The sequence below is a fragment of the Silicimonas lutimaris genome (assembly GCF_047314965.1).
Lineage (GTDB): Bacteria > Pseudomonadota > Alphaproteobacteria > Rhodobacterales > Rhodobacteraceae > JAVJUV01.
In genome coordinates this window covers 33,521-47,000 of sequence record NZ_JBLBVK010000036.1, presented here as the reverse complement: position 1 = coordinate 47,000, position 13,480 = coordinate 33,521, and the positions used below count along the sequence as shown (strand labels likewise).

The window sequence follows — 13,480 nt, the reverse complement described above, 5'->3', positions numbered from 1 at the left end:
CTAGCCTCCCATCCGGGATTCGATGCGTTCGACCACGCGGGCTGGCACCAGGTCTTCCTGCAACTGAGCCAGAACGCGAGCCTTGGCCTCGGCCGGCATGAACTGGTTTCCTTCGACAAAAGCGACAAGCCGCGCGCGTCGGTCGGGATCAAGCGACAGCATTTCTGGCTCGGGTTCTGGGGCTGCCGCGCCGTCGGCACCCCGGCGGATCGGGCGAATACGAATTCCTGCACCAAGAAGAGGTGTGCGCTCGGCCACGATCTCACGACCGGCGAGACCTCGGGCTCGGACTATGACGTCGTCGCCTTCGCGACGTAAAACCTGGACACTCGCGACTTCCAACCGATCCTCTTCACCAAGGAGAAGCACGGTCCCAGCGGCATCGACGGCAGCCGAAGGCAAGCGTACCACGCGATCCAGCGGCGGCTCTTGAATGCGCACAGAGACGAAATCTCCCGGCCTGAACCCGGGTGCGCTATCCAGACGCGCGAACAGAAGCCGTCCGGTCTGACCCTCGCCGACTGCCGCGCTTTCACGGCTGATGACGCCTTTGGCTTCAAGATTGACGCCAAGAATGTCGATGGAAGCAGAGACATCGGCACCGACAAGACGACCACTCTCGGTCAGCAACCGCGTATACTGCGGCGTTGAAACACGAAACGCGACCTCCAGCGCCTTCGGATCGATCAGCTGGGCAAGGCTTTCACCCGCATTGACCAAGCCGCCTTCGACCACAGACACTTCGCTCAGAACGCCGGTGAACTCTGCTTCAATCTCGGTATCCGCAAGACGCCGCTCTGCCTCTGCCAGCGCGATCCTGCGCCGTTCCAGAGCCGTGTTTGCCTGGTCTACCCGAGCCTCGGCACTGGCCTGTGCCTGGCGCCGTGAGACCAGCGCCTGCCGCGCAGAAGACAAGGCAAGTTCGGCTGTTTCTACAGCGGCTGTCGAGCCTACTCCGCGGTCCAACAAGTCCTGCTGCCGCGTCAAGGCGCTGTCTCGCAAACGAACCTGATCCTCGGCCGCCAGAATGTCATCCGCCGCCAGCCCAAGCGCGCGTTCCGCATCGCGCAGATCCGCTTCAGCCTCGGACAGATCAGCGCGGGCCGTGTCCAGAGCAGATTGCGCGTCGGCGGGATCGATCCGGGCCAGAAGCGCGCCAGCCTCGACTTCGCCACCCTCCTCGAATTCCGGAGACAACCAGATCACCTGACCGCCTGCGGAAGCCCGGAGCTCCAATGTGCGTCGGGAACGCACCTCACCAAAGGTCGAAAGAACCGGGCGGATGGTTTCAGGGGATATCGTCACGACGTCCGCGGCAAATACGCGCTCCCGCGCGGGCCGCTCACCCGGTTCATCCGACCAGCGTGCCTGCAGGGCATCCCAGACCAATGAACCGGCATAGGCCATCAGGCCGAAGGTCACAGCCAGCAGAAAAAGACCGACAAGGGATCGTCTGAGAAATCGCACGACGGTTCGTCCGTGAAGTTGCAACGCTGCATTATGTAGCTCTGCCCGTCATTTAGCAAAGCCCATGTGGTTCAAACGTATGAGAGTGCTATTTCCGTCGGAGGTGCTCATCGAGACGTGGCATGATTTCCACGAAATTGCAGGGCCTGTGGCGATAATCCAGCTGCCAGACAAGGATTTCATCCCAAGCGTCCTTGCACGCTCCGGGACTGCCGGGCAGTGCAAACAAATAGGTTCCTTGCGCTACGCCGCCACAGGCGCGGCTTTGCACTGCCGACGTCCCGATCTTGGCCATCGATACATGGGTGAATACGGTTCCGAAGGCCTCGATCTCCTTCTCGTACACGTCCCTGTGCGCCTCGACCGTCACATCACGCCCCGTCAGTCCGGTACCGCCCGTGGACAGGATCACGTCGATCTCGGGGTCGGCGCACCAGTTGCGGAGGCGCGTAGCGATCTTGTCGCGGTCATCTGTGACGATGTCGCGAGCGGCCAGTTTGTGACCGGCATCCGTGATCCGCTGCACCAAAGTATCACCCGAACGATCGTCATCCAGTGAACGGGTATCGCTGACGGTCAGAACCGCAATCCGGACCGGGATGAATTCCTTGGACTCGTCTATGCGGCTCATTTGGACAGCCTTGCCTTGAGAGAGAGAAGATCAGCCCAGGCCTCGCGCTTTGCCTCGGGCGTGCGCAGCAGGTAGGCGGGGTGAAACATGGGGAGTACCGGTTTGCCCAGCGCCTCGGCCCATTTGCCCCTCAACCGCGTTATTCCGCGTTGCCCCAACAGCGCCTGGCAGGAATGATTTCCCATGGCAATAAGGATATCGGGATCGATCAGCTCCACATGCCGCTTCAGGAACGGCAGCATCATCGCGACCTCGTCAGGTTGCGGATCGCGGTTCTGAGGAGGGCGCCAGGGCAGGACGTTGGTGATGTAAAGCGCGGTTTCAGCGGCGGGGCTTTGACGCGAAAGTCCGATATGGCTGAACATCAGGTCCAGAAGCTGTCCGGCACGCCCGACAAAAGGCTTGCCCTGCATGTCTTCATCCCGGCCCGGTGCCTCGCCGATGATCATGACCTTCGCATTCGGCTGACCGTCCGAGAATACCAGTTGCCGCGCGCCGCGCTTCAGTTCGCAGTGCTCGTAAGCGTCCATCGCAGCGCGCAAACCGTCGAGATCAGTAACAGACTCGGCTGTGGCACGGGACACAGCGACCGCGTCAATCTTATCCTCGACCGGTGGCGGCAGCGAAGCGTCCGCTTTTTTTGACGGTGTCTCAGGAAGGGAATAGCGATCGACCGGCGCATCGAGGATCGCCTCGTCCGCACCCATGGCGATCTGCCATTCCAGCGCCGCTTTCATTTCCCAGAATCCCATGACCAGAAGCTAGGGCGCAGCCGGGAAATGCGCAATCGCCCCTGCCGATTTGCCGCGCCAAAACCTGCCCCTTCTTGGCAGGGCGCACCAGCCGTCCTATAGAGAAGCGCATTCGAAGGACGAGCCCATGAGTTTCCGCGCGCGCCACCTGCTTGGCATCGAACATCTCGCCCCGGACGAAATCACCACTCTTCTGGATCTGGCCGATACCTATGTCGATCTGAACAGAAGCGACGTGAAGCACGATACTGCTTTGTCTGGGCTCACGCAGATCAACATGTTTTTCGAAAATTCGACCCGCACCCAGGCCAGTTTCGAGCTGGCCGGCAAACGTCTGGGTGCGGATGTGATGAATATGGCCATCGGCGCATCCAGCGTAAAAAAAGGGGAAACCCTCATTGACACGGCATTGACCCTGAACGCGATGCATCCGGACCTTCTGGTCGTGCGTCATCCAAATTCAGGTGCGGTCAACCTTCTGGCGCAAAAGGTGAATTGCGCCGTCCTCAATGCGGGCGACGGCCGGCACGAGCATCCCACCCAGGCGCTGCTGGATGCCCTGACGATCCGGCGCGCCAAGGGAAGGCTCCATCGACTGTCGATCGCCATCTGTGGCGACATCGCGCATTCGCGTGTGGCACGTTCGAACATCTGGCTCCTCGGGAAAATGGAAAACCGAGTGCGGCTGGTGGGCCCCCGCACCCTGATGCCGTCAGGAGCCGCCGATTGGGGCGTCGAAGTGTTCCATGATATGCGAGAGGGCCTGAAAGACGTGGACGTCGTCATGATGCTCCGACTTCAGAAGGAGCGGATGGACGGTGCCTTCATTCCTTCGGAGCGCGAGTATTTCCACCGCTTTGGTCTGGACGCAGAGAAGCTGTCCTTCGCCAAGGAAGACGCCATCGTCATGCATCCCGGCCCCATGAACAGGGGTGTCGAGATCGACGGAACAATCGCCGATGACATCAACAGGTCTGTCATCCAGGAGCAGGTCGAGATGGGCGTGGCCGTGCGCATGGCTGCGATGAAATTGCTGGCCGACAACCTGCGTGCAGCGCGTGCTGCCAAGAGCTTGGCTGTCTGAGATGCGAGACCGCTGGGAGGATTGGTTCCAGCCTGGCGAGATGCTCTTGTGGGAAGGCGCGCCCTCACCCGGCTTTCGCCAAATCCCGCGAAATATCCTGCTTGGTCTTTTCGGACTGCCATTTCTGGGCGCGGGTCTTTTCACGTGCTACTTCGGATTGACCCAAATCTTCAGCGGCAACCTGGGTGGTTTGGTGGCCGGGATATTCGTCGGTGCATTCGGCTCGATCTTCGTGCTGGTCGGAGGCGCCATGGTCTTCGGCACATGGCTCGAAGAGATCCTCGCGCCGAGGCACATCCGCTACGCGCTGACGAACCGCCACGGCTATATCGCATCGCGCACCTTCGGACGCAAAATGGAGGTGCTGCCAATCCACTCCGATACACGCGTAGAAACACAGGAAAACAGCGACGGCACGCTGTCGGTCTACTTCCATTTCGAGACCGCAAAAGACAGCGATGGCGACCAGCGCACCGACAAGAAAGGCTTCGAAGGACTAGCGAACGGGCATGACGTCTATCGCATGATCAGAGACCTCCAATCCGCACAGCATGGGGCGCCGCAATGATCCCGAGATGGACAACCCGATGAACGACCCGCTGAATGTCCGTGCGGGTGAACGCGGTGTCGTGCGTATCTTCACCACGGCGTTGGAACCCGAAGGAGACGCCGCAATAACCGCAGGGAACGTCGCAAAGCTGCTTGGCAAGAACATCTCTCTTGATGCCCGCAAGGTAGAGGTGTTTCCCGCCAAGGTGATCGAGATCCTGGGTCTGCAAACCTATCTTCGGGAAGGCTATGGCATTCCCGAAGAATCAATGGCGGGAAAGGCTGCAGTTCTGGATGCCCTCAAGGGCCTTGTCATTCTTGTGCCGTCGTCAGCCTTCGAGGGCCAGGAAGTGTATTTGAACCCGAATCCGGCGCTTCGCTTCATTGCGGCTTTCGAAGAAGTGAAGTCGCCCCCACCGGTCCGCATGGCGCACAGCGAGGCTGCCGAAGGGGTAGTCGCCCCTCGGGGGGCGTCGCGGGCCTATCGCGAAGCCGAACGGCATTTCAAATGGTGGATGGTCGCTTTGGGGGCGCTGGCCCTGTCCGGCGCACTTGTGCTTTTTTTCGTCATCTGACACCTGAGGAACCATGACCGCACTGCTTTTCACGAACGCCCGACTGATCGATCCCGAAAAAGGCACGGACTCGATCGGCACGCTGGCCATCGACAACGGATTTATTGCCGGTCCCAGAGGCATGGACGGGGCCGAAGTGATTGACTGTGCTGGCAAGTGCCTGGCGCCCGGCATCGTCGATATCGGCGTCAAGGTCAGCGAACCGGGAGAACGTCACAAGGAAAGCTTCGGCAGCGCGGGAGCCGCCGCCGCGGCGGGCGGCATCACCACCATGGTCACCCGGCCCGACACGCTGCCTGCCATCGATACTCCCGAAGTGCTGGAATTTGTCCGCAGGCGTGCAAACGAGGCTGCGCCGGTACGCGTATTGCCCATGGCTGCTCTGACACGAGCGCGCGAGGGCCGCGAGATGGCCGAGATCGGATTCCTGATGGATGCAGGTGCCGTCGCGTTCACTGATTGCGATGCAGTCGTCGAGAACACAAAGGTTTTCAGCCGCTGCATGACCTACGCCGCGTCTCTGGGTGCGCTTGTCGTAAGCCATCCGCAAGAACCAGGTCTGTCCGCCGGGGCGGCGGCAACCAGCGGCAAGTTCGCCGCCCTGAAGGGCCTCCCATCGGTATCGCCCATGGCCGAAAGGATGGGACTCGATCGGGACATGGCAGTCGTCGAGATGACAGGCGCCCGGTATCATGCGGATCAGATCACGACAGCGCGCGCGCTGAAACGTCTGGAACGGGCCAAAGACGCCGGACTGGATGTGACTGCGGGCGTGTCGATCCACCACCTGACACTGAACGAACTGGACGTTGGTGACTTTCGGACGTTCTTCAAGGTAAAACCACCACTTCGGTCCGAAGAGGACAGGCTCGCTGCCGTCGAGGCCGTCGCCTCGGGCCTGATCGACGTGATTTCAAGCATGCATACGCCTCAGGACGAGGAATCGAAGCGCCTGCCGTTCGAAGAGGCGGCTTCGGGCGCAATCGGACTCGAGACGTTGCTTCCCGCGATGATGCGCCTCATCCACAGTGGCCACATGAACCTGCCCACTCTTTGGCGAGCTTTGTCGCTTGCCCCTTCAAAGCGGCTCGGACTGGATTCCGGAAGACTCTCACCCGGCGCACCGGCCGATCTGGTTCTGTTCGATCCCGATGTTCCGTTTGTGCTGAACAGGTTCAACCTGCGGTCAAAATCAAAGAATACCCCTTATGACGAGGCGCGGATGGAGGGGCGTGTTCTGGGGACCTGGGTCGGTGGAGTGCGGGTTTTTGACTACACTTCCTCATGACGCATGAACGCACGGATCAATCCGCTGGTGAAAAGACCCATCCCGTGTTCATTTTTGATTAACGCAGTTAAACAAATGAAAGAGAAACCGGACGAACCCGTGTTTCCCGAATAGAGCGCACGAAAACCATGCCGCCATTCGACAGCCCGATGTTCCTGCTCGCGATCACAGCGATCGCGGCGTACCTGTTCGGCTCCGTTCCGTTCGGTGTGCTTGTCACCCGGATCATGGGATTGGGTGATGTCAGGGCAATCGGCTCGGGGAATATCGGTGCGACGAACGTCCTGCGGACCGGCTCCAAATCGGCGGCGCTTGCGACGCTGTTGCTCGACGCCGGCAAAGGATTTGTCGCAGTGCTGCTGGCGCGGGCGCTTGTGGGGGAAGATGCCGCGCAGGTGGCGGCGCTGTTCGCGTTTCTGGGACACCTCTTCCCGGTCTGGCTGAATTTCCGGGGCGGCAAGGGGGTCGCGACTTTTCTGGGAGCCCTCCTGGCATTGACGCCGTTGGTAGGGCTGATCGCGCTGGTTGCCTGGCTGTTTACCTTCTTTGTCTATCGCATCTCCTCGCTTTCGGCGATCGTGTCAGCGGCGCTGACGACCTGCGTCGCGTATCTTGTCGGGTTCCGGGAGATCACCGCCGTCATGATCATCATGGCCGTGCTGCTGATCTGGAAACATCGCGACAATATCCGGCGTCTGATCGACGGGACCGAGCCCATGGCTTCTTGGTCGAAGAAGTGACGCCTGATCCGGAATTCCTGTATCTTTTCGACAACTTGCCGCTAGGCGGATACGGTGGAACCTACATGGGCCGCAGGTACCGCGTCGTGAAATCCCAGATGGCCAACGGCCGATCACAGAAACTGGAAGCCGAAGAACTTGGCGGCACGGACTACATCAGCTTCAACCTCTACAGGCTGGCCAGCGGCGAAGCGCTGCTGAAACCGTGCGAAATGCCAGCGGAGAAGGTGGTGGACTTCGTGATGGGCGTCATCGTCGACTGAGAAACGCACAGAACGGTGGCGCAGCCGTTGGCGGCAAAGGCTATCGGCGTTTGTTTCCCGGGTGCCGGAGCGTCCTTCGACAAGGAGGATTTGGATCCTTCAGATCAGGCTTTCAAGCCAGTTGACAAAGGGGGCGATCAGGGCATGTCGCGGACCTTTTGGATAGACGGCGAAGTAGGTGACATAGACGGCCTTGGGAAGGGACAACTCGACGACATCGCCCGAATCGATGTCGGACCGCGCGATCGAAGCATTGAAGAGCGCGGCACCCAGACCCTGGCGCACGGCTTCGGCCTGAAGATTCGGACTTCCGATGCGCACTTGGCACAGCCGATCTACGGGCAACCCACTCTCGGCCATGACCGACAACTTGAGGTCCATGTCCTCTTCGTGCCAGAGCCACGGCAAGTTGACCGGATCGCTGCCTCGCTCTGCCACAAGGGAGGGCGCAGCTATGGCGACAATGGGCACGCGAGCGATCAGGTGAGAATCGGTGCCTGGAATGTCTGGCGTGCAACCATCGCGCAGGGAGGGTATCGCGAGATCAAAACTGGCCGCGGTAAGTCCCGTAAAATCGCGACGCGGCAGGATCGAGATCTCGACGCCCGGATGCATCTGCCAGAATCGCGCGAGATTCGGCATGATCAGGCGATCCACCAGAAAAGGCCTGGCGACGATACGCAGCGGCCTGCTTGCGCTTTGGACACGGATGTCATCAACCGCTGCGGCGATGGCCCCGAAACCGTCAGCAAGTGCCGCGGCGAGACGCGTGCCCGCATCGGTCAGACTGACTGTTCGGCCCGTGCGGACCGCAAGACTGACCCCGAGTTCCGCTTCCAGCGCACGGACCTGCTGGGCAACGGCGGCATGGGTGACGTTCAATGCGCGGGCCGCACCGGCGAAGCCGCCATGACCTGCGGTAGCCTCGAACGCGCGAAGCGATGTCAGCGAAGGCAGGGTCTTCCAGTGCGGCGACATGATAGCTGATCTTTCGTTCTGTCATTATTGCTGATTCGCGCGATCAAGGCGACCCTGTTAGAAGTCATGTCAACGAGTGTCGCTGACATGGAGGTCTGGGTGATGGGCGTGCAGAAAATCGAAACTACGCGTTTGACCGGGACACACGGCATGGACCATGGCGCAGAACAGCTATCGTTGCGAACCGATGCAGTGAAATATGGAGCCAAGCCTGGGTTTTTCATAGAACGGCAAGCCAGCCGCGCCGATATCCCCCGTGCCGAAGCGGAAGCCCTGCTGGTGGAATACGCACAAATGATGCACGGGCGGGTAACAAACGGCGGCGGACCGGATTTCGATTGGCGGAGCCATGTCGCGGGCTTCTGGTCGGGGCTGGATGCCGTCTTGCCCCCGCAAGGCAGCTATCTTTTTGTGCGCGACGCGCACGGCAACATCGTCGGAACGGCGGCATTGCGACGCGTCTCCGAGGACACGGGGGAAATGAAGCATCTTTATATCCGCCCATCGGCACGACGGTCCGGCCTGGGCGAAGCGCTGGTCCATGCCAGGATCGAGGATGCCCGCGCCTTGGGGATGCGGTGGCTGATTGCCGATACCTTCAAGGTCAATCCCGAACTGCCCTCGCTCTACGCCAAGCTTGGCTTCGAAGAAATCCCGCCGAGTTCGGACAGCAAGAGCACGTCGATCTCGCCGGAGATCAGGGATTGGATGTGGTTCTACCGGTATGATCTGACAGCGTGATCTCGCGGCGCTAGTAGCTGTATTCTCCGAACACCCGGGTCACGTCGCCATCCCAGTCGGTGTTGTTGTGGCGGATCAGTTCGTCGGCCGGCACTTCGCCGGTTTCGATCGATTCCTTGAGCGCATTCAGGAAATGGGTCTCGTCGGGCAGAAGGCCGCCGGCGCCGGGGCGGGCGCGGTTTTTCAGGCCGGTCTCGGCGATGGCCACGACCTCGCTGGCCAGGTCATGCATCGAGATGCCGTTGACCCTAGCGTCCAGCGCCTCGATCGAGGCGGCGACGCGCATCGCGTCGCGGGTTTCGGCATCCCAGTCCTTGACCAGATCCCAGGCGGCGTCGAGCGCCTCCTGATCGTATGTCAGGCCGACCCAGAGCGCAGGCAGCGCGCAGAGCCGCCGCCAGGGGCCGCCATCGGCGCCGCGCATCTCGATGAATTTCTTGAGCCGCGCCTCGGGGAAGATCGTGGTCAAGTGATCGGCCCAATCGGAGAGCGTGGGCTTCTCGCCCGGGAGTGCCGGCAACTCGCCCTTGAGAAAGTCGCGGAAGGACATGCCAAGAGCATTGATGTACTGGCCGTCGCGATAGACGAAATACATCGGCACATCGAGCGCGTATTGCACGTAAGCCTCGAAGCCGAAGCCTTCGTCGAAAACGAAGGGCAGCATGCCGGTGCGGTCGGGATCCAGATCGCGCCAGATGCGCGAGCGCCAGGACTTGTGACCGTTCAGCTTGCCTTCGGTGAAGGGCGAGTTGGCGAAGAGCGCGGTGGCCACCGGCTGCAGCGCCAGTGAGACGCGCAGCTTCTGCACCATGTCGGCTTCGGAGGCGAAGTCGAGATTGACCTGCACCGTGCAGGTCCGCCGCATCATCGACGTGCCAAGCGTGCCGACTTTCTGCATGTAGCCGTCCATCAGCTTGTATCGGCCCTTGGGCATGAGCGGCATGTCGTCATGCGTCCAGTGCGGCGCGGCCCCAAGACCGATGAACCCGGCGCCGATCCCATCGGCGACCGTTTGGACCTCGCGCAGGTGCTCGTTCACTTCGTCGCAGGTCTGGTGGATGGTTTCGAGCGGCGCGCCCGAGAGTTCGAGCTGGCCTCCGGGTTCAAGCGAGACGTTCGCCCCGTCCTTGACCAGCCCGATGATATTGCCGCCCTCCAGAACCGGGTCCCAGCCGTAGCGGTCGCGCAGGCCTTCGAGCATCGCCCTGATCGAGCGAGGGCCGTCATAAGGCAGCGGCTTCAGCGTGTCCTTGCAATAGCCGAACTTCTCGTGCTCGGTGCCGATGCGCCAGGCATCCTTGGGCTTGCAGCCCGCCGCGAGGTATTCGGCAAGTTGTTCATGGCGCTCGATCGGGCCGCCGCCGGACTGGGGGATGGACATGGGGGTTCGCGCCTTGCTGGTCTGTCTAGTTCCCGTGACTTGCGCGAAAGTGGCGCGAAGTCAATGCAGGCGACCCTGCGGTTTTGCCCATATGGTTGTGTATTGGCGCGGCGTGGAGCGCACCGCTTCGACCAGCCGCGCCGGTGTCAGTCCGGGGACGGCGGCGAACGCGTCGAAGAGCGCATCTGCGCCTTCCGCGTTCATGGGAATCATCAGGTGGGTCCCGTTCACGTCTCGGATCAGCCAGGAGCGGGACGGATCGACACCGATTTCGACGAGGTCCTCGACCGAGACCGCACCGCCGCCGTAGGGGCCGAAATAGGTGATCCGCCGTTCGTCGAGGTCGACTACACCGGCACCGCCACCGCCCGACCGGAAGCGCGCGCGCTGGACGCCGGCGACGATCAGCGCGGCACCGGTGATGGCCAGCCCGCAGCCAATGATGAAGATCGCGCCGAAGCTCGTCGCCGCAAGACGCAGGCCAAGACCAAGGGTCACCGCACCGACCAGCACCTCGCGCCAGCGCATAAGCCCGTCGCGAACCTCGGGACGGACGAAGCTCATGCCCGGTCTCCGTCAAGAGGATGCCATAAAACCGGGTCGTCGTCCCCTTCGCGCCAGTCATAGGGCGCCCGGATCGGTTCGAACGCCATGTCGGTGAAATCGCGAATCAGCTCCAGTTCCATGCCCCGTCGGCGGTAGAGGCACCCGCCCTTGGTGTCATAGCGGTCGAGCGTATCGCCGGGAGGCGCGGGCATGCGCTCGAAAAGCGCTCTTGCGTCCTGGGGCGGCGGGTCGGCCAGAAGCCGCCTGGTCGCCGTGCGGTCGAGAGGTGCGCGCGCGCCGCTCATCAGCCGGATGCCGGTGGTGCAACCCTTGTCAGGCTCTGCGAGCCGGATGCGGGACAGTCCTTCGTCACGCCCGATGATGTCGGCGTCGCCGGACGCCCAGTAGTGAATGTTGTCCAGGAACACGCCACCGCCACCCCATGTGTCGCCTTCGGGAAAAAGCGAGAGAGCGGTCCAGAAGGGCGGGCGCGACAGGGCGGTGAAGCTGCCGCGGGTCTCGGCCGACCAGCGACCGTCCAGCGCGAAATAGATGAAATGGCGTCCGTCCGGAGACAGGCTGCAACGCTCGACGTAGATCTTGCTTCTGATCCACTGGCCGTCCTCGAACCTGTCGGTGGCCCGATGCCAGAGGATCATGCGTAACTGTCGGGACGGACCCTGGCGCAGGATCAGAGCGCGATCGGTCTCGGTTGCGAAGAAGAGATGCAGGCGGATCAGGGGATCGGTGTTCATCGCCAGTCCCCGACATGCGCCTGCCAGAGCGCCAGTGCGGCGACGGCTGCGGTGTCGGCACGCAGGATCCGGGGGCCAAGCGCGATCGGCCGGGTGAAGGGAAGAGCCGCCAGCCGGGTGCGCTCGGCCTCGGAAAACCCGCCTTCGGGACCGATGAGGATGGCCGAGGCCGGGGGCTCTGCCCCCGGACCCCCGGCATATTTTTCCCAAGAAGAAGCGCCTTCGCCTGCAAGAGCCTCGTCACAGAAATACAGGGCACGGTCCGCGGGCCAGCCTGCAAGAAGACGATCGAGTTTCACGAGTTCGGCGACCTCGGGCACATAGCTAATGCCGCATTGCTCGGCGGCCTCCAGCGCATGGGCCTGAAGCCGGTCACGCCGGATTCGCTCGGAATTCGTGAAATCCGTCTGAACCGGAATGATCCGGGCCGCGCCCATCTCGACGGCCTTTTCCACGATGAAATCGGTGCGCGCCTTCTTGATGGGCGCGAAGACGAGCCAGAGATCGGGCGGCGCACCTTGTGGCGCGGTCTGCCCGGCGCAGACCAGCGTGCCCCCGCGCTTGCCGGCCTCGGCCACTTCGGCGCGCCACTCTCCGTCGCGGCCGTTGAAGAGCGACAGCGCATCGCCCTGAATGAGCCGCATCACGCCGAATAGGTAATGGGCCTGCTCCCGCGTCAGAGCGACCGATTGCCCCTGACCGAGGGGCTGTTCTACATAGAGCCTGACATTCGTGCTACCCATGGGACAGGACCATATGACCGGCAGCGACGCAGCGCCAGACGGACAAGTTGCCGACGCGGTGAAAGACAACTGGGTCGACACATGGGCGCCCGCATGGTCGCGCCCCTATCTGCGGCTGAGCCGGGCGGACCGGCCGATCGGTACATGGCTGTTGCTGCTGCCCTGCTGGTGGGGCCTGGGCGTTGCATCTCTGATGCAGGGCCGGTTCGGATGGACCGAAGCCTGGATCGCGCTGGGCTGCGCCATCGGCGCCTGGCTGATGCGCGGCGCGGGCTGTACATGGAACGACATCACCGACAGGGATTTCGACGCCAGGGTCGCCCGCACCCGGTCGCGACCCATTCCCTCGGGCCAGGTGACCGTAAAGCAGGCCGTGATCTGGATGGTGATCCAGTCGCTTCTCGCTTTCGGCATCCTTCTGACCTTCCACTGGAACGCGATCTGGCTTGGCATCGCGTCGCTGGCGCTGGTGTGCATCTACCCCTTTGCAAAGCGGTTCACCTGGTGGCCGCAGATCTTCCTGGGTCTGGCCTTCAACTGGGGGGCCCTTCTGGCCTGGACGGCAGTGACCGGCACGCTGACCTCGCCTGCAGTTCTGCTCTACCTGTCCGGCATTGCGTGGACGCTGTTCTACGACACGATCTATGCGCACCAGGACACCGAGGACGACGCACTGATCGGGGTGAAATCCACCGCGCGCCTCTTCGGCGCAGACACCGCGCGCTGGCTGAAATGGTTCCTGGTATTCAGTGTTTCGCTGATGGGCGCGGGCCTGATCCTGGCGCTGGGCGCTTCGGTAAACGTGCTGGTGCTGGTCGTGGCATTGGGCGGCGCCTGGGCCTTCGGCTGGCACCTGGCCTGGCAGCTGCGCCTTCTGGACATCGAAAACCCAGAGCGATGCCTGGCTCTGTTCAGGTCCAACAGGAACGCGGGACTGATCCCCGTGCTGTTTCTTGCCGTCGCGCATTTCCTCTGATTGCGTCCCGC

Annotated in this window: 16 protein-coding genes; 8 read left to right on the top strand and 8 right to left on the bottom strand. The window is 62.2% G+C overall.

All coding sequences use genetic code 11. The features are described from left to right. The 3 genes from ACKLNI_RS03795 to ACKLNI_RS03785 all read right to left on the bottom strand — a co-directional run bounded on the left by ACKLNI_RS03795 (position 1) and on the right by ACKLNI_RS03785 (position 2,850). Positions 1-1,467: an efflux RND transporter periplasmic adaptor subunit gene (locus ACKLNI_RS03795; protein ID WP_413717690.1), complete on the bottom strand. Its 1,467-nt coding sequence runs from the start codon at positions 1,465-1,467 to the stop codon at positions 1-3. 88 nt (positions 1,468-1,555) lie between these two features. Continuing rightward, the gene (gene moaB / locus ACKLNI_RS03790) at positions 1,556-2,098 is read right to left on the bottom strand and encodes a molybdenum cofactor biosynthesis protein B (protein WP_413717688.1); all 543 of its coding nucleotides are present in this window, start codon (positions 2,096-2,098) and stop codon (positions 1,556-1,558) included. Continuing rightward, positions 2,095-2,850: a uracil-DNA glycosylase gene (locus tag ACKLNI_RS03785; RefSeq protein ID WP_413717687.1), complete on the bottom strand. Its 756-nt coding sequence runs from the start codon at positions 2,848-2,850 to the stop codon at positions 2,095-2,097. Before ACKLNI_RS03785 ends, moaB begins: the two co-directional genes overlap by 4 nt. Before the next feature lie 127 nt (positions 2,851-2,977). On the opposite strand from ACKLNI_RS03785, the gene ACKLNI_RS03780 reads away from it, so the two are divergent. The 6 genes from ACKLNI_RS03780 (at position 2,978) to ACKLNI_RS03755 (ending at position 7,349) form a co-directional block, all read left to right on the top strand. After that, positions 2,978-3,934 carry an aspartate carbamoyltransferase catalytic subunit gene (locus ACKLNI_RS03780; RefSeq protein WP_413717686.1) on the top strand — a complete coding sequence of 319 codons (957 nt, stop codon included), beginning with the start codon at positions 2,978-2,980 and terminating at the stop codon, positions 3,932-3,934. A 1-nt stretch (position 3,935) separates the two neighbouring features. Continuing rightward, the gene (locus tag ACKLNI_RS03775) at positions 3,936-4,502 is read left to right on the top strand and encodes a hypothetical protein (protein WP_413717685.1); all 567 of its coding nucleotides are present in this window, start codon (positions 3,936-3,938) and stop codon (positions 4,500-4,502) included. Further along, the gene (locus ACKLNI_RS03770; RefSeq protein WP_413717684.1) at positions 4,486-5,058 is read left to right on the top strand and encodes a hypothetical protein; all 573 of its coding nucleotides are present in this window, start codon (positions 4,486-4,488) and stop codon (positions 5,056-5,058) included. The genes ACKLNI_RS03775 and ACKLNI_RS03770 overlap by 17 nt, the downstream gene beginning before the upstream one ends. Positions 5,059-5,071: 13 nt before the next feature. After that, complete coding sequence (pyrC, locus tag ACKLNI_RS03765; protein ID WP_413717683.1) at positions 5,072-6,346, top strand: dihydroorotase; 1,275 nt, start codon at positions 5,072-5,074, stop codon at positions 6,344-6,346. A 128-nt stretch (positions 6,347-6,474) separates the two neighbouring features. Continuing rightward, entirely contained in the window at positions 6,475-7,086 is a 612-nt protein-coding gene (plsY, locus tag ACKLNI_RS03760; protein ID WP_413717682.1) for a glycerol-3-phosphate 1-O-acyltransferase PlsY, read from the top strand. Then, positions 7,071-7,349: a hypothetical protein gene (locus tag ACKLNI_RS03755; protein ID WP_488199636.1), complete on the top strand. Its 279-nt coding sequence runs from the start codon at positions 7,071-7,073 to the stop codon at positions 7,347-7,349. Before plsY ends, ACKLNI_RS03755 begins: the two co-directional genes overlap by 16 nt. 99 nt (positions 7,350-7,448) lie before the next feature. Here ACKLNI_RS03755 and ACKLNI_RS03750 read toward each other — a convergent pair whose 3' ends face one another. After that, positions 7,449-8,327, bottom strand: a complete 879-nt coding sequence (locus ACKLNI_RS03750; protein WP_413717681.1) for a LysR family transcriptional regulator — start codon at positions 8,325-8,327, stop codon at positions 7,449-7,451. A gap of 66 nt (positions 8,328-8,393) precedes the next feature. Here ACKLNI_RS03750 and ACKLNI_RS03745 point away from each other — a divergent pair, with 66 nt between their 5' ends. Next, positions 8,394-9,068 carry a GNAT family N-acetyltransferase gene (locus ACKLNI_RS03745; protein ID WP_413717680.1) on the top strand — a complete coding sequence of 225 codons (675 nt, stop codon included), beginning with the start codon at positions 8,394-8,396 and terminating at the stop codon, positions 9,066-9,068. Between the two features lie 10 nt (positions 9,069-9,078). Here the strand turns inward: ACKLNI_RS03745 and ACKLNI_RS03740 are convergent, their stop codons facing one another. Genes ACKLNI_RS03740 through ACKLNI_RS03725 form a run of 4 tightly spaced genes read right to left on the bottom strand, consistent with a single transcriptional unit; the run spans position 9,079 to position 12,493 of the window. Continuing rightward, positions 9,079-10,449, bottom strand: a complete 1,371-nt coding sequence (locus ACKLNI_RS03740) for a glutamate--cysteine ligase (RefSeq protein ID WP_413717679.1) — start codon at positions 10,447-10,449, stop codon at positions 9,079-9,081. A gap of 60 nt (positions 10,450-10,509) precedes the next feature. Continuing rightward, a complete protein-coding gene (locus ACKLNI_RS03735) occupies positions 10,510-11,013 on the bottom strand; it encodes a hypothetical protein (RefSeq protein ID WP_413717678.1) in 504 nt (167 codons plus the stop codon). Next, entirely contained in the window at positions 11,010-11,750 is a 741-nt protein-coding gene (locus tag ACKLNI_RS03730; RefSeq protein WP_413717677.1) for a hypothetical protein, read from the bottom strand. Before ACKLNI_RS03730 ends, ACKLNI_RS03735 begins: the two co-directional genes overlap by 4 nt. Continuing rightward, entirely contained in the window at positions 11,747-12,493 is a 747-nt protein-coding gene (locus ACKLNI_RS03725) for a 16S rRNA (uracil(1498)-N(3))-methyltransferase (protein WP_413717676.1), read from the bottom strand. The genes ACKLNI_RS03730 and ACKLNI_RS03725 overlap by 4 nt, the downstream gene beginning before the upstream one ends. Positions 12,494-12,506: 13 nt before the next feature. Here ACKLNI_RS03725 and ubiA point away from each other — a divergent pair, with 13 nt between their 5' ends. Then, positions 12,507-13,469, top strand: a complete 963-nt coding sequence (gene ubiA / locus ACKLNI_RS03720) for a 4-hydroxybenzoate octaprenyltransferase (RefSeq protein WP_413717675.1) — start codon at positions 12,507-12,509, stop codon at positions 13,467-13,469. The last annotated feature ends 11 nt before the right edge of the window (positions 13,470-13,480 follow it).